General features: G+C 66.9%; 13 protein-coding genes. 9 read left to right on the forward strand and 4 right to left on the reverse strand.

The window, feature by feature from the left end:
* Window positions 1-71 precede the first annotated feature (71 nt).
* From J8F10_RS04620 to cheB, 6 genes are all read left to right on the forward strand, one after another.
* The gene (locus J8F10_RS04620) at window positions 72-533 is read left to right on the forward strand and encodes a chemotaxis protein CheW (protein ID WP_210652688.1); all 462 of its coding nucleotides are present in this window, start codon (window positions 72-74) and stop codon (window positions 531-533) included.
* Window positions 530-1,717 (forward strand): CheR family methyltransferase, encoded by a 1,188-nt coding sequence (locus J8F10_RS04625; RefSeq protein ID WP_210652689.1) that lies wholly within the window; start codon window positions 530-532, stop codon window positions 1,715-1,717. The genes J8F10_RS04620 and J8F10_RS04625 overlap by 4 nt, the downstream gene beginning before the upstream one ends.
* Window positions 1,714-2,379 carry a chemotaxis protein CheW gene (locus tag J8F10_RS04630; RefSeq protein WP_210652690.1) on the forward strand — a complete coding sequence of 222 codons (666 nt, stop codon included), beginning with the start codon at window positions 1,714-1,716 and terminating at the stop codon, window positions 2,377-2,379. The genes J8F10_RS04625 and J8F10_RS04630 overlap by 4 nt, the downstream gene beginning before the upstream one ends.
* Complete coding sequence (locus J8F10_RS04635; RefSeq protein ID WP_210652691.1) at window positions 2,376-5,387, forward strand: hybrid sensor histidine kinase/response regulator; 3,012 nt, start codon at window positions 2,376-2,378, stop codon at window positions 5,385-5,387. Before J8F10_RS04630 ends, J8F10_RS04635 begins: the two co-directional genes overlap by 4 nt.
* A gap of 39 nt (window positions 5,388-5,426) precedes the next feature.
* Complete coding sequence (locus J8F10_RS04640; protein ID WP_210652692.1) at window positions 5,427-5,849, forward strand: hypothetical protein; 423 nt, start codon at window positions 5,427-5,429, stop codon at window positions 5,847-5,849.
* A gap of 94 nt (window positions 5,850-5,943) precedes the next feature.
* Entirely contained in the window at window positions 5,944-6,978 is a 1,035-nt protein-coding gene (cheB, locus tag J8F10_RS04645) for a chemotaxis-specific protein-glutamate methyltransferase CheB (protein WP_210652693.1), read from the forward strand.
* A gap of 59 nt (window positions 6,979-7,037) precedes the next feature.
* Here the strand turns inward: cheB and J8F10_RS04650 are convergent, their stop codons facing one another.
* Window positions 7,038-7,856 carry an ABC transporter permease gene (locus J8F10_RS04650; RefSeq protein ID WP_210652694.1) on the reverse strand — a complete coding sequence of 273 codons (819 nt, stop codon included), beginning with the start codon at window positions 7,854-7,856 and terminating at the stop codon, window positions 7,038-7,040.
* Window positions 7,853-8,722, reverse strand: coding sequence for a molybdate ABC transporter substrate-binding protein (gene modA / locus J8F10_RS04655; RefSeq protein ID WP_210652695.1), 870 nt, complete (start codon window positions 8,720-8,722; stop codon window positions 7,853-7,855). Before modA ends, J8F10_RS04650 begins: the two co-directional genes overlap by 4 nt.
* A 452-nt stretch (window positions 8,723-9,174) precedes the next feature.
* Here modA and J8F10_RS04660 point away from each other — a divergent pair, with 452 nt between their 5' ends.
* The gene (locus J8F10_RS04660) at window positions 9,175-10,485 is read left to right on the forward strand and encodes a tetratricopeptide repeat protein (protein WP_210652696.1); all 1,311 of its coding nucleotides are present in this window, start codon (window positions 9,175-9,177) and stop codon (window positions 10,483-10,485) included.
* Between the two features lie 43 nt (window positions 10,486-10,528).
* The gene (locus tag J8F10_RS04665; protein WP_210652697.1) at window positions 10,529-12,412 is read left to right on the forward strand and encodes a CRTAC1 family protein; all 1,884 of its coding nucleotides are present in this window, start codon (window positions 10,529-10,531) and stop codon (window positions 12,410-12,412) included.
* A 147-nt stretch (window positions 12,413-12,559) separates the two neighbouring features.
* Here J8F10_RS04665 and J8F10_RS04670 read toward each other — a convergent pair whose 3' ends face one another.
* Both J8F10_RS04670 and J8F10_RS04675 read right to left on the reverse strand, forming a co-directional pair.
* A complete protein-coding gene (locus J8F10_RS04670; protein WP_210652698.1) occupies window positions 12,560-12,985 on the reverse strand; it encodes a hypothetical protein in 426 nt (141 codons plus the stop codon).
* Between the two features lie 129 nt (window positions 12,986-13,114).
* Window positions 13,115-14,161, reverse strand: a complete 1,047-nt coding sequence (locus J8F10_RS04675; RefSeq protein WP_210652699.1) for a DUF1559 family PulG-like putative transporter — start codon at window positions 14,159-14,161, stop codon at window positions 13,115-13,117.
* 530 nt (window positions 14,162-14,691) lie between these two features.
* Between J8F10_RS04675 and J8F10_RS04680 the strand changes: the two genes are divergently transcribed.
* A complete protein-coding gene (locus J8F10_RS04680; protein ID WP_210652700.1) occupies window positions 14,692-16,155 on the forward strand; it encodes a hypothetical protein in 1,464 nt (487 codons plus the stop codon).
* Window positions 16,156-16,212: the final 57 nt, after the last annotated feature.

Genomic DNA, 16,212 nt, shown 5'->3' on the forward strand with positions numbered 1-16,212 from the left:
TCGACTTTACGACTTTCGACCTTACGACTTTTGACTTTAAGGTCACCCCGCACGACTTTCGACTCAAAGAAATGCTCGGACTCGTTTTCCAAGTCGGCCCGGACAAAGTCGTGGTGGACGTGCGCCGCGTCCGCGAGGTCGTTCCGCGCGTGCAACTGACGGCCGTTCACGGGGCGCCGCCGTGGATCGCCGGGGTGTTCGTGTACCGCGGGCGCGTCGTGCCGGTCGTGGACCTGCACGCGCTCGCGGGGGTCGGCGAGTGCCCGCAGCACCTGAGCAGCCGCATCATCTTGTTCCCGTACCCGCTCGGGATTCCCGAAGCGCTGGTCGGGGTACTCGCCACGCAGGTCGCTGAGGTCCGCGAGATCCGCCCCGCGGTCACGCAACCCATTCCCGGACCACCGGGCCGGCCGAGTCTCGGCCCCGCGCTCGTGGACGGCTCCGGCATCCTGCGCCTGCTCGACCCGGATTGGCTCCTCGCGCAGATCGCGCCCGGCTCGGGCGGGTTGATCGGGGCGGGGCTCGAATCGTGATCGCCGCCGTCATCGATAAGGTCGTTCGCGACCGGTTGGGGCTCGATTCCTCGGCCCTGGGGCCGAGCATTCTCGGGCGCGCCATCGAACAGCGCATGACCGCGCGCGGGATCGCGGAACCGTCACTGTACGCGGCCCGCCTCATGACCGAGCCGGCCGAGCGCGACGCGCTCGCGGCCGACCTCGTCGTCCCCGAAACGTGGTTCTTCCGCGGCGGTCACGCGCTCTTCGACCGGCTCGCGGCTTTTGCCCTCGAACGCGCGGAGCGCTCGTCCGGGGCGGTCCGCGTCCTCAGCGCGCCGTGCAGCACCGGCGAGGAACCGTACTCCCTCGCGCTCGCGTTCCTCGATCACTTGAGCGCGCCGGGTTCCTGCACCATCGACGCGATCGATCTGTCCGAGCGGAACCTGGCGCGCGCGACCGATGCGCGGTACCCCGCGTCCGCGTTCCGCGAACCCGGTTCGGACCCGCGGCCCGCGTACTTCAGCAAAACGGGCACCGGGTGGGAACTGTTCCCGCACATCCGATCGAAGGTGCGGTTCCTCAACGGGAACCTCGCGGACCCACTGTTTTTGGCGGGCGAGCGCCCCTACGATCTGATCCTGTGCCGCAACGTGTTCATTTACCTGACGCCCGATGCCAAGCAGCGGGCGATGGCGAACCTCGACCGGCTGCTCGCACCCGACGGCCGCCTGTGCCTGACCCCCGCCGAGGCCGAGCGCCTGCCACCGGGGCGCTTTGTACTCGAAGGCCCGAGCGAGTTCGGCACGTACCGCCGCGCCGGGGGCGGGGGTATCGTTCTGCCCGCGCCCGTCGAACGGGTGGTCATCCCCGTTGTGGAATTGCCCGCCCCACCCGCGCCTCGAACCGCCCCGCACGACACGAACGAACTTGCGACCGCGCGCCGGCTCGCCGATTCCGGGCGCCTCGCCGAAGCGCGCACCGAGTGCGAGGCGCTCCTGCGCGTTCGCCCCGCCAGCGCAAATACACTCGCACTATTGGGCGTCATCCACCTCGCAGCCGGGAACCCGGACGCGGCCTTTATTGCACTTGGTAAGGCGCTCTACCTCGCGCCCGACCACCCCGAAGCGCTCAGCCACATGATCGGCCTGTGCGAGCGCCGCGGGAACACCGGCCGCGCGGCGGCGTTGCGCAAGCGCCTCGCCCGATCGGAGAACGCATGAACACAAAACCGCTCACCGTGGTCCCGCCGGACCAGTGCTGGAACCGCATCGGTGTGCGCGGGGACCGGTCGTGCCCGGAACTCGAAACGGTCACGCACTGCAACAACTGCCCGGTGTTCGCGGCGGCCGGGCGGCGGTTCCTTGACGCGCCCACGCCGCCCGGCTACCTCGCCGAATGGACCCAGCGGCTCGCGGTCCGCGAAGAGGTCCGCGAGGGCGACGAGTCCAGCGTCCTCGTGTTCCGCCTGGGCGACGAGTGGCTCGCGCTGCCGGTCGCGGTGCTGGTCGAAGTCACCCGCCCGCGCCCGCTGCACCGCATCCCGCACCGCGGCGGGTTGCTCGCGGGGATGGCGAACATTCGCGGGGAGCTGCACCTGTGCGTGCGGCTCGACCTGATCCTGGGCGTGACCGCTCCCGCGGACGGCGACCCCGATTCGCGCCGGCTCGTCGTGATCCGGCGCGAGTCCGAAGGGTGGGTCTTCGCGGCCGACGAGGTCGATCAGGTTCACCGCGTGCTGCTCCCGGACCTCGCGGCCGCCGCGCCGACGCTCGCCCGATCGCACGGCAAACTGACGCGCGGCGTGTTCCCCCACGCGAACCGATCGATCGGCCTGCTCGACGACGCGCGCCTCTTCCAAACGTTGCGGGAGCGCCTCCGATGAGCGCCATCGACGCATCCATGTTCGAGCTGTTCCGCGAGGAGGTCAAAACTCACACCGACACCCTCGGTGCGGGCCTCGTGGCGGCCGAATCGCGCCCCGGTGATCCCGGCCTGCTCGAAGAACTGATGCGCGCCGCGCACTCCATCAAGGGCGCGGCGCGCATCGTTAACATCGACACCGCCGTGCGACTCGCGCACGTCATGGAAGACGCCCTCGTCGCCGCGCAGCACGGGACGATCCGGCTCGTCCCGGCGAGCATTGATGTGCTGCTGCAAGGTTCCGACATCCTGGCGGGCCTCGCGCGCCTGACCCCAGAAACCATCACCGCATGGGAAGCAGATAACACGGCGCCCGTGACCGCGCTCGAACCGCTGTTGGCGGCCATTGCGGAGGGGAAGTCGGAAAGACAACCTCCCCCCCCGTCCCCCCTCGCTCCCGGTGAGGGGGAACCCCCTGCGGGTTCCCCCTGCAACCCCCTCCTGTCTGGGAAGGGGGAGCTGGCACGCGAAACTGCTGTACGTGCGACTCTGTCTGCGGACAATTCTTTCTCCCCCTTTCCCCCCGTGCCCGCGTTCGAGCGAATCGCAATTCCGGCCGAGCCGCTCGCACTGTCGCCCGATCACTCGATGCTCGATCTGTTCCGCGAGGAGGCCCGCGAGCACCTACGCGCCATCGCGGACGCGGTTCCGCGCGTGTCCACCGATCCGACCGCCGCCGAACCGATTTTGGAGTCGCTCAAGCAACTTCGAGGTGCCGCGCGTCTCGTGAAGTGTGTGCCGGTTGCAGACGCAGCCGGCGCGGTCAGCGAGTTCATCCGAGCGACGAACGAAGCGAAAAGCCCGTTCTCGTCCCGCGCGCTCGACTGGACCCGTTACGCGCTCGCCACACTCGCGGGCGTTCTCGCGACCGACAACGAGACGTTCTCGGAATGGGTCGAAGCGTCGGGTGACGCACTTGCAACAGTCAGCGGCGCATTTACTCGAGCGGCGGAGGAGTGTAAGAACGCGGAGGTGCAAATTGCGCCCATTGAGCGCGAAGCTTCTGCTCCCCCTTCCTTCTTAGGGAAGGGGGCCGGGGGGTTAGGTTCTGCCTCCAACCCCTCCCCAACCCCTCCCCTAAACGGAGAGGGGCTTAATACCGAAGAGCGCGCAGGGTCTGCCCCCCCTTCCTTCGGCGCCGGTCCACGAGAAACTCCGCTGACAGGGCCGGTGAGAGCAGAGGCAAAGGGGGCCGGGGCGGTTGGTTCGGCTCCCCCTCCCCCCGCCGAATCGGTGGTCCGCGTCAGCGCGAACAGCCTCAATCGGTTGATGGGGCTCGCGGGCGAATCGCTCGTGCAAGCGCGGTGGCTGCCGTCGTTCTCAACGGCGCTGCTCAAACTGAAGAAGCACCACGATTTGCTCGCCACGATGCTCGACACGGCCTACCACGCCGCGAGTAGCGGGATGCCCCCGGACCAGCTCGCCAACCTCATTTCCGACGCCCGGCGCCAGTGGGGCGCGTGCCGACAGGAGTTGGGCGAAAAGACGTCGGACTTCGACGACCACGCGGCCCGCGCGGAAGACCTCAACGCCCGGCTCTACCGCGAAGTGATCGCGAGCCGGATGCGGCCCTTCAGTGACGGCGTTCACGGCTTCCCGCGCCTGGCCCGCGACATGGCGCGAGCACTGGGAAAGGAAGTGCGCTTCGTGATCGCCGGGGAAGCGACCGAGGTCGATCGCGACATCCTGGAGAAACTCGAGTCGCCGCTCTCGCACCTGATTCGGAACGCGATCGACCACGGCCTGGAGCTCCCGGGCGTGCGCACCGCGAGCAACAAACCCGCGGTGGGAACGATCACCGTTGAAGCGCGGCACCGGGCCGGGATGCTGCTCGTTTCGGTTTCCGACGACGGCGCGGGCGTCGATTTGAACCGGCTCCGCACGAAGATCGTCGAGCGCGGGTTGAACGCGGCCGACCTGGTGGCCAAACTCACCGAGGCGGAACTGCTCGAGTTCCTGTTCCTGCCCGGCTTCAGCACGACGACATCGGTCACCGAGTTCTCCGGGCGCGGGGTCGGACTCGACGTCGTGCAGGACACGATTCGCAAGGTCGGCGGGAACGTCCGCGTCGCCACGACGCGCGGCGCCGGGACCGCGTTCCACCTCCAATTGCCGCTCACCCTCTCGGTGATTCGCGCGGTCGTGATCGACGTGGCGGGCGAACCGTATGCGTTCCCGCACACGCGCATCGATCGACTCGTCCGCGTGCGCCGCGACGAAGTGCGGTCGCTCGAGCACCGCCAGTTTGTTACAGTGGACGGACAGAACGTCGGCCTCGTGATGGCCGCGCAGCTCCTCGACATGCCGGCCCCCACGCCCACGGGAACGGACGTCCCGGTCGTGCTGCTGAGCGACGGTACCGGCGAATACGGGCTCGTCGTGGACTCGTTCCGCGGCGAGCAAGACCTCGTGGTGCGCCCGCTCGATCCGCGGTTGGGCAAGGTTCCCAACTTGAGCGCGGCGGCGATCCTCGACGACGGGTCGCCCGTTCTGATCGTCGACGTCGAAGACCTGTTCCGGTCGATGGACCAGTTCATCCAGACGGGTTCGCTCGTGCGGTGCGAAACGCGCCCGAGCGATTCCGGGCACAAAAAGCGCGTGCTGGTGGTGGACGACTCCATCACCGTGCGCGAGGTCGAGCGCCAGTTGCTGCTGCACAAGGGGTACGAGGTCGTGATCGCGGTGGACGGGATCGACGGGTGGAACAAGGTCCGCGCCGAGCGGTGCGACCTGCTCGTCAGTGACATCGACATGCCCCGTATGAACGGGTTACAACTCGTGCAGGCGGTCCGCGCGGACGAGCGCCTCCGCGACCTCCCGGTCATCATCGTCTCGTACAAGGAGCGCGAAGAGGACCGGATTCGGGGATTGGAGGTCGGCGCGAACGCCTACCTCACGAAGAGCAGCTTCCATGACAACCGGTTCATCGAGGCGGTCACGGATTTGATCGGCTCGGCAGATAGTGCTTAGTGTTAGCCAACAAGTAGACAGTGTATTTGAAGGATCGACATGGAAGAAACACCGGAGATGAGGCGACGGCTACATTGGCTGGTCGGTATCATCACATTCCTATTTTATTGTGGCATCACGTTCACCATCATGTTGGACGAGAAGCCTGACGCGCGAAAAGTAACCGAAGCCGTCTACGGCACTCGCCCGTTTGGATTACCTTGGCAAGTCGTTCACGTGGTCGTCTTCGCTCTGTTGTTCGCCCCTCTCCCCGTTTTACTCATCAGCGCGATCCGGATATTCGTAGGGTCACGAATGATGGATCGCCCCGTTTCGGGAGTGCTATCATTTCTCGTTCACTACCGGGTTCTCATTGCAGTTCCGCAATTGCGCCCGCACGTGTGCAGGGTTACGATCGTCTCTCTAGGCTATCTTTTTCTCCTTTTCGTATGGATCGTTTTCACGGCTGTTAAAGGTATCTAACAGAGCCGCAGGAGAATACGTTCGATCGGAATCAACGTATCTGGGCCGCGAACTCATTACCGGTTCTCATTAAACACTTAGACACGAAGGACGAATGCGCATCGGGATCGTGAACGATCTGGCGCTCGCGCGGGAGGTGCTCCGGCGGGTCGTCGCGTCCGTGCCGGGGTGCACGATCGCGTGGACCGCCGCCGACGGCGACGAGGCCGTGCGAATGGCGGTCCACGACCGGCCCGACGTGATCCTGATGGACCTCGTGATGCCGCTGCTCAACGGCGTCGAGGCCACGCGCCAGATCATGCAGCACGCGCCGTGCCCCATCCTGATCGTGACCGTGAGCGTGACGACGAATTTCCCACTGGTCTTCCAGGCCCTCGGCGCGGGCGGCGTGGACGCCGTTGACACCCCCACGCTCGGTCCCAACGGGGCGGTCCAGAACGCCACGAAGTTAATCGACCGGTTGCAGAACTTGGAAGCGGCTCTCGCCGGGCAGAGCGGGTCGGTGATCGCCCCCGCGCTCGGGACCGCGGCCGGGCCGAACGATTTGCCGCTACTTGTGGTGGTGGGCGCCTCGACCGGCGGGCCGGAGGCGCTGATCCACCTGGTGAGCACGTTCCCGACAGACTTCCCGGCCGCGGTGCTCATCAGCCAGCACATCGGCGCGGACTTCGCAATGGGGCTGGTTCAGCAGCTCGCGAACTGGTGCCGGCTCCCGGTCCGTGCCGCGCGCGAGGGCGAGCCGCCCGTTGCGGGAACGGTTTACGTCGCCACGAGTGACGACCACCTCGAACTGAGTGCCGATCGCCACCTGCGGTACACGCCGGTCCCGCGGAACTGGCCGTACCGCCCCTCGGTCGACGTGCTGTTCACGAGCGCGGCGACGAACTGTTCGCGCCCGGGGGTCGCGGTCCTCCTCACCGGAATGGGTACCGACGGTGCGTCGGGCCTGCTGCGGTTGCGCGCCGCCGGCTGGCACACGATTGCTCAGAACGAGGCCACGAGCGTCGTTTACGGGATGCCGAAGGCCGCGGTCGAGAAGCGTGCCGCGGTCGAGGTGTTACCGCTCCCGCACATCGGCGAGAGCGTCGTGGCGAAGATCAATGCCCTGAAGCGCCAGCGCCCCTGTTAATCGGGGTCGCGGCCCATTCAACTCGTTATAATTGTTGGTGATGTGCCAGTCGCGGTGCCTCAAATTAACCCGGTACCGCGGAGCCCGAACGCGCGGGTCGCTACCAGCACCAAAACGGCCACTGCGATCATTAGCAGAGATACGGCCAGCGCTGCTTCCAGGTTCCCGACACTCAGTTCCAGAAACACGCTCGTTGAGAGCACTTCGGTGCGCATCCGCGTAGCGCCGCAGAAGATGAGAATCGGGCCGAACTCGCCGAGCGCCCGCGCCCATGCGAGCGTCAGCGCCGTGAGCACTCCGCGCCGGGCCGCAGGGAGGGTCACGCGCCAAAACGCCTGCGCGCGGCTGCACCCCAGAGTAAGTGCGATCTCTTCGGCACGCGGATCGATCTGGTCGAACGTCACGCGCATCGTGCGCACCGCGAACGCAGCGGACACTGCGAACTGCGCCAGCACGACCCCCGCGACGGCGTAAGTCACCGGCAGGATGGTGCGCTGGAACCAGGCGCCGGGGGCCGTCTGGAACAGGATGAGCAGGCTCAACCCCACAACGAGCGGCGGGAGCAGGATCGGCACATCGAGCAACAGATCGACCGCCCCGCGCCCCACGAACCGCGTGCGCGACAGCAGGTAGCCGAGTGGGACCGCGACCCACACGGAGAGGATCGCGGCGGTCGAGCTACTGAGTAGGCTGAGCCACACCGCAGCGCGGATTTGCGGCGAAGCCAGCGCCCGACCAACGGAACCGAACGACGTGTGGGCGAAATCGGCCACGAGCAGCGCGACGATGAGGCCGACGTACAACCCACCGAGCAACCCGAACGCGGCGTAGAACGGCACATCGGACCGAGGGTCGCGGGGGAGTGGGTGCGTACTCACGGTGCGGCCCCTTCGCGCGGCGCGAGCGCTTCGTGCAACGCGGACGCGACCCCACCCGCCTTGTCTTCCACATTGAACCCGGACTCGCGGAACCGCACGAGCCCGTGATTCGGGTCGGTGACGTAGCGCGCGAACTTTCGTGCCGCAGGCGCGTCACTCGATTGATTCAGTAGCGCCAGTTCCACTCGCCCCGTGACGCCCTTCAACTCTGGAAGCGCGAGGACCGTCTGCTCCCGGTACGCGGGCGCGGTCGCTACCACGTCCCACACGATCGCCGCATCCGCGCTGCCGACTTTCGCGGCGTTCGCGGCCTCGGTGACGGTCCCGGTATCGACGACACGCGGTTCCAGTGCCAGCCATTTGCGCGTGGTAACAAGGTGCTCGCGTGCAAGTTTACCCACTGCGGCTCCGGGATTGGGCACGGCGACCTTCACGCCGTCGCGCAGGAGGTCCGCCCACGCCCCGATGCGTTTGGGGTTGTTCTTCGCGAGGAGTACGACCGCGCGAACGCGCGCGATGGGAACCGATTCTGCAACCAGCCCCAGGTCGCGTGCCTGGCGGACGTAACTGTCGTCGGCGGGGAGGAACAGGTCGGCCGGTTCGCCCGGCGCGGGGAACCGGACCTTCGTGAGGATGTCTTCCGACGGGCCGAACCGCAGTTCGATGCGCTGGCCGGTTTCGCGCTCGTAGTCGGCCGCGATCGCTTCGATCGGCAACCGACTGGTGGGCGCTACGAACACGACGAGCGGCCGGTCGATCGGGCCGGTGCGCGTCTGGTACTCGCGCCACCACAGCCCCGCGATCAGTCCGGTGAGGACGACCAGCGAGCCGACCGCGGCGGTTGTGGGGGAAGTAGCTAGTGTCATGCGGTTGATCGGGTAGGAACCCAACCCCAATCCTCTTCACCTCAGTGTTCGCCGGTCCGGTCAGCGGAGCTTCTCGCGGACCGACGACGAAGGAATGAGGTTAGGTTCTTGCTCGACTTCAGCTCCTGGATGTCGAGGTAACGGTATAATGCGGCCGGCTCAGAATTTCTAGGCACTTCTCGCGCTCTTTTCGCCCGGCGCACGGTGTTCTTACCGGTACCCACCCGCGGCACTCATGGGCCTACAAAGGAACGCACGTCAAACATTCCGATGCTCGTGCGCGTCGCCGGGAAAATCGTCGCATTTATTAATTCGGATGGGTAGCCTGATCTTGTAGAGTGGGGCAGTGGTCCCGAGCGCCCGGTCGGGAGCGCGCGTTCCGCGACCGTTCCCGCGGGGACGCGCTCCGCGCGACCCGTACCGCGTTTGCCAACACGTGTGAGGTGGACCCCTTGAGCGCGATCAGGGCGAAGCTGGTGGCCCGGGCGCGGAGACACCCGCTGTTCGTTATCAGCGCGCTGCTCGGAGCGGGGGCGCTGCTCTGTTGGGCCGGGTACCGGGGGACGCTCTACTACGAGGCCCGGTCCCATTACCGCGCCGCCCAGGAACTCGTCGAGCGGCGCGAATGGAAGTCGGCGCTCGAGCACCTGGACGAAGCGCAGCGCCTCGCGCCGGACCGTCCCGCCAATCACCTGCTCGCGGCGCGCGCCGAGCGCCGACTCGAGAACCTCGATCGAGCGAAGCGCCACCTGGACACGTGCGAGCGCCTTCAGGGGGGCGAGACGCAGCCCGTTAAAGTTGAACGGGCGCTGCTCCGCGTTCACCAGGGCGACCTGGCCGGGGCGGAGGAGTTCCTCCGGGCTTGCATCCAGCAGGACGACCCCGACGCGGTGGAGATCCTCGACATCCTCGCCGCCGCGCTCGAGATCAATTACCGCGACGCCGAAGCCCAGCGGTGCCTCGACGACCTGCTCCAGCGCCGGCCCGAGCACTTCGACGCGCTGGTGCGGCGCGGGCGGACCGCGAAGAGCATGGGGTGGTTCCAGGACGCGGTCGCGTACTACGAGAAGGCCCTGGCCGTCCGGCCCGACGTGGACAGCGTGCGCCTGGCGCTGGCCGAGATCCAGGTGGTTCTCGGGCACTTCGACCCGGCCCGAAAACACTTCGAGCAGTTGCGCGAGCGGCAACCCAGGAACCCGTCCGTCCTCTTCGGGCTGGCGCGCTGCGCGGCCGGCGCGGGGGCGAACGAACAGGCCCTGACCCTGTTCAACCAACTGCTCGCCGCGAACCCCGACGACTGGATGGTGCTGACCGAGCGCGGCTGGCTGGCCGTGCAACTCGATCGCCCCCGGGACGGCGAGGTCGACCTGCGCCGGGCCGATTCCCTGGCCCCGCCCCACGTGCCCCCGACGCATCTGGTGAACTGCCTGCGCTTGCTCGGCAAGGCTGATGAGGCGCGCAAGTACCAGGAGAAAGTGGACCGCATCCAGACCGATAACAAGCGCGCCGCGGAACTCGGGGGCCTAATCCGCGAGAAAACACCCGACGACCCGGAACCGCGCTACGAATTGGGCCGAATCCTCCTCCGGCAGGGCAAAGCGCGGGACGCCGTTCACTGGTTCGAGACGGCCCTCGCAAAAGCCCCCGCGCACCGCAAAACGCACGAAGCGCTCGCCGAGTTCTACCAGTCGGTGCGCGCCGTCGAGCGGGCCGAGCACCACCGGCGCGTGCTCCAGGGGCTGTCCGCGTCGGCCCCGAATTGACGCTCAGCACACCGGGGCGAATCCCGCTCCAAGGAACGTACCGATGCCCGGTAAGATAAAATGGGTGCTGATCGCCCTGGTCCCCATTGCGGCCGGTTCATTTCTGTTACTCCCCAGGGGCGGTTCCCGGTCCGTTGAAGAACCCCCTCCAGAACCCCCAGCGCCTCCCGTAACGGGTTACTTTGCGGACGTGACGCCCGGCTCGGGAATCGACTTCGTGCATCGCAACGGTGAGGAGGCCGGGCTCGCCACGATCCTGGAATCCCTCGGCGGCGGCGCGGCCCTGATCGACTTCGATGGGGACGGGCTGTACGACATTTTCCTCACGGGGGGTGGCTCGTTCGACGGCCCCGACAAGAAAGTCATCACGGGGCACCCCTGCAAGCTGTACAAGAACCTGGGCGGCTTCAAGTTCCGGGACGCCACGGCGGAGGCCGGGTTGGACCGGTTGGGGGGCGGGGCGCCCTGGTTCTACACGCACGGCGCGGCCGTGGCCGATTACGACAACGACGGCTGGCCCGACCTGCTCGTCACCGGTTACGGCCGCCTGGCGCTCTTCCACAACGTACCGGCCGGCGGGGGCGGGCGGCGCTTCGAGGACGTCACCCGCCCGGCCGGGCTGACCGACGCGCTCTGGAGCACGAGCGCCGGGTGGGGCGACCTCGACGGCGACGGGTACCCCGATCTCTACGTGTGCCACTACGTGAACTGGTCGTGGGCCAATAACCCCCCGTGCAAGGACTACCGGGACCAGACCCGGCCGGACGTGTGCGCGCCGAAGATCTTCGAGGGTCAGCCTCACGTGCTCTACCACAACAACGGGAACGGCACCTTCACGGACGCGAGCGCGCGGGCCGGGCTCCAGGTGCCCCGGCCCGAGGGCGCCTATGCCGAATTGACCCACCTCGGCCCCGCGGGGCGCGAGCGCTTACAGCGGGCCGTGCGGGACAAGGACTACGGGAAGGGGCTGGGGGTGCTGATCGCCGACCTGGACGACGACGGCCGGCCCGACATCTACGTGGCCAACGACACGTCGGGCAATTTCGTCTACCTCAACCGCGGGGGCGGGCGCTTCGAGCAAGTTGGGCTCGAGTGCGGCGCCGCACACGACGCCATCGGCCGCTCCACCGGCAGCATGGGGGTCGACGCGGCGGATTACAACGGATCGGGCCTGCTGTCGGTGTTCGTCGCCAACTACCAGAACGAGACCCACGCGCTGTACCGGAACCAGGGTCGGGGACAGTTCGTCCACGCGAGCCAGGTCACCGGTATCACGTCCCTCGGGCTCCACTACGTCGGTTTCGGAACCGGGTTCCTCGACTTCGATCTCGACGGCCACGAGGATCTCGTCATCAGTAACGGTCACGTCGTCCATTTCCCGCCCCCGCCCGCGGAGGTCAAGCAGTTCCCCGTGCTCCTCCGCAACACCCGGCGGCCCGGCCAGAAGGCCCACGAGGGGCGCTTCGAGAACGTCTCCGCGGGCGCGGGACCGTACTTTCAGGCGCGGCACCTGGGGCGCGGGATCGCCCTGGGCGACCTGGACAACCGGGGCCGGACGGACATCGTGTTGAACCCGACGAACGAGCCGGTCGCCGTCCTGCAGAACCGGCACGAGGGGGGGCATCACTGGTTGGGCATCCGGGCGATCGGGCGCCCCTACCGCGACGCGGTCGGGGCGCGGTTGGAATTGCACCTGACCGGCGGCGAGAAGCTCGTGCGCGCTGTTAAAGGAGGGGGCAGTTACCTGTCGTCCGGCGACCGGCGCGTTCTGTTCGGTCTCGGGACGCGCGACAAGATCGAGCGCCTGACGATCCGATGGCCCTCGGGCAAGACACAGTCGTGGGAGGGCCTGGCGGTCGATCGCTACTGGGCACTCACCGAGGGCGAAGAAAAGGCCCTCCCCGGAGCGCCCGGAATCGGGCGCTGAGCGCGAACAGAAGCCGCGCGCCCGGATCATCCGGCGAGTCAAAGACTCGAGGTGGGCCGGCGCAAAGCCCGGACCCACCCGAAAAACCACCCGGTCATCGATACGTCTGGGGTTCGGGCCTCGGCATGAGGCCACGGTGCCTTGTGCTTAATCCCACGCCAGCTTGAGGTCGTCCGTTGACTTATCGATCGTCACTTCGATTTTCGACTTGTCCGCGCTGTACTTGCTGAACAGGTCTTTCGACTCGGCCGACAGTTTCGGCGCGGCCCCGGGGACGGAGCCGGGCTTGCCCGCGTCGGCCGCAGAGTTGTGCATGACGAACACTTTGTGTTTGCCGACTTGGGCGCCCTTCGTCTGGGGGTCGTAGAGCAGCGTGAACCGGCCGTTCTGGTCGGTCTCCCCCATACTCGGTCGGCCCTTCTCGGGCACGAAGTGGACGATCGCGTTCGTGACCGGCTGCCCCTTGTAGGTGAGCGTGCCGGACACGGAGACGATGCCGGAGTTCCCGCACCCGGCGAGCAACAAGCAGGCGGCCGACGCGACGGCCGACGCGCGGATGAACGAGTGGAGCATGAATAGCCTCACGGAGAGGAGGGGATAACGGAATGATTGGCTGGAGTGGAACGCGCGCTGCTCCGCACCCGTCCCGGTAGCAGCGTGCCACCGGGACGGGTGCGGAGCGCGAGTGGGTCGCGGTGCGGGTCACGGCGGGGAGACGACTTCGCTCCCGTTCCGGGTTCCCAGGCCCATCCAAGTGTTGAGATCGATGCTGTTGGGCACGAACCCTACGTGCCCGTCAACAAACACCACAACCACGCCGTTGGTGTGGGAACTGGTGGCCGCCCGGCTGTTCCCCTTGACCGACCAGTTCGGCGGCTGAGCACCAGTAATTAGCCCCTGGGACTGGTGGTGGACCCAGATGAACGAGTTGCACCCGCTGCCGTCGAAGCACCAACTCTGGTTGGCCCAGTTCGCTTTCTCCGCATAGTGCATGGTGTTACTCGTCCCGTCGCTCACGTCGGCGATTCGGACGGTGCTGTTGATCCAGCCCATCCCGTTGTACGCCGGGGCGCTACTGCGCTCGGGGCAGCAGGTCTCGGAAAAGCCCGGCCGGTTTGAATCGTAGAACATCGCGTAGTCCTTCATCGTGTTCTCCGGCCCCATCCGGCCGCGCACCGCCGACGGGCAGACAAACAATTTCGGCATGTTGGTCGCGGCCAGGATGTTCGGGTTGGGCGAGCCGGCGCCCGGCAACCCGGCCGGGATCACCGGCTGCCCGGGGCCGCGGTCCGATCCCGGGGTGCCCCAGCCCGTGTCCTCTGGGACGTTCGGGGCGTAGGCCGGCACGCTGAAGTTGATGCTCTTGTAGAGGTTGTCACCTTCTACGTAAGGCAGGATGCGTGCCGCCCAACTGAAGGCCCCCCACGGGCAGCAACTGTTGTTCGGGTCGCTCCAGCCGGTCGCCCAGTTCCCATTGGGCGTCGGCCCGACCCACGACCCGGGTGGCGCCCACACTCCGGGCGGGAAGCTCCCAAGGGAGTCGTGGTGGTTGTGGGACGCGAGACCGATCTGCTTCAGGTTGTTCGTACACTTCATGCGGGCCGCGGCTTCGCGGACCTTCTGGACGGCGGGCAACAGTAGCCCGATGAGGATCGCGATGATCGCGATCACCACCAATAACTCGATCAAGGTGAAGCCGCTCGTGGGCTTGCGCAACCGCCGGGCTTCGGGTGAGAGAAAGGCACACATAATGGGCCTCGTGGCGCGGAGGAGAGAAGGGAGAATAGCGCCGACACACTGATCCCGACAAACGGGTAAGGATCAGTTGCTCAGGAGATTACCTGAGTGATGCGGACAACGCAAGGGGATTTATGGAAATGGTGAAGACGTCTTTGTGACCGCGGCCGAATATGTTGATAGGCACCCGGGTTCTGGAGGTAATCGTGCTCGTATCAGTATGGAGAAATATGGCGGTAAGGGTCCGGGAACGGGCTTGCATGAGGCTGCAAAAAATGATCCATCATATAGAAATGTATTTGTCGTTTTCGGTACCGAGTCCGCTTGTTTCGATGGCGACCAATTTCTAGGGGTGGGAATGCGATCGGTGGCCGTTAGAAGCCGATGCGTTGAAACTACGCCGCGGACCAGGCGCCGGGGGCCGTCCGGGGTGCCACTCCGCGCGGGTTCGGTCGCTGTCAGTGCGCGACCGGTGCCGGATCACTGGTTATGATTGTGACATTTTTAATGATTGTGACGTCTTCATCGGGGTGCGAAACGCCATGCTTCGCGTACTCTGCGCTTTCTTGGCCCTTCCCCTGCTCGCGACCGCGGCGCCGGTGCCACCGGCGGACAACCGCGCTTCGGAAGAGGCACTCAAACAAGCGGTGGAAGTTCTGAACAAGGCCGGGGGCGATGCCAATACTCGGGTCGATCTGTGGTGCGGCGTGGCCCAACTGCGCCAGAGACTCGGCGACCGGAGCGGGGCGCTCGAGGCGCTCCGAGAGGCCCGCACGATCTCCGATAAAAGGCCGAGGGCCGCGGTCGAGAGCTGGGTGCGGTTCGCGACGGTGCTCGGGCGGTTCGGTGAAGCCAAAGCGGTCCTGGACCTCGCGGCTACCGTTCCCGAGAAAATGGAGAAGCGCCGCGATAACCCGCGGAACACGGTGCTCCAGGAGGCCGCAACAGCCGCAGCGCACGCGGGCCACACCAGGGCCGCCGAGCAAATTACCGAGGCGCTAACGGACGCGGCCGCGCGGGAGCGGCTCCGGGAAACGATCCGCCGGTCGGTGATCGTCGCGCGACTCAAGGCCGGGGACGCGACCGCGGCACTAAACGCACTGGAAGAACTCACGAGCGCCGAGGAGAAAGTGTTCGCTCTCGTCGGGCGCCCGATGCCGGGGATCGGCTACGATGACATCGGCGAGACGGACGGGATCGCGTCCGCCCGGTTACAGGCTGGCGACAAGGACGGGGCCAAGGATGCGGCTCTTAAGGCCCTCGCACTGCTCCCGGACGTGGACAAGCCCCGGCGGACCGTCACGGCACTTGCGGTGGTCCGGGTACTGGCGCGCCTCGACGACGTGCCCGGGGCCAAGAAAGCGCTCGCCCACATCCCGGCCGCGGACCCGGCGCGGGTCGGGAAAGACGAGGACCGCGGCCGGGCGACGCAGGAGCTGCTCGCCAAGGGGTTCGTTGCGGCCGCCGAAGTGCGAACGGGCGGAGACGCCAAGGACATCGTGAAAGACGTCTCGAGTAGGGGCGATCGAGCGTACCTTTTGCACCACATCGCTCTGGCGCAGGCCCGGGTGGGCCGGAAGGACGAGGCGAAGACCAGTTTCGCATTAGCACTCGAGCACGCGGCCGCCGATCCAGAAGGGAGGGGCACGCCGCACAACATCGCCTCCGCACAAGCGCTGGCCGGGGACGTGGACGGCGCGGCGCGCACGGCCGATCAATTCCGGTGCAGCGTCGTAACGTGGGTCAATATCGCCCACGCCCAGATACGAGCGGGGAACTTCGATAGCGCCCGGGAGATCGCGGGCGCCCGGATCGCGCGCGAGAGTGCGTCCTGGTACGCGACTATTCTGCGAAACGTCGCTCGGGAACAGGCCGGGGCCGGGCGCGCGGCGGCCGTGCGAGAGTGGGCCGGGAAACTGGACGACGAACTGTTACGAGTGCAAGCTCTGTTGGGCCTCGCGGAAGGCCTGTACCGCGCGCCCGTGAAGCAACCCGCTAAACGGTGAGTGGCCGACGGGAAACAATAACACCACCGCGAACGCCACTTCGTGCCACTGAGCCGA

The organism is Gemmata palustris (genome assembly GCF_017939745.1).
In the GTDB taxonomy this organism is placed as follows: domain Bacteria; phylum Planctomycetota; class Planctomycetia; order Gemmatales; family Gemmataceae; genus Gemmata; species Gemmata palustris.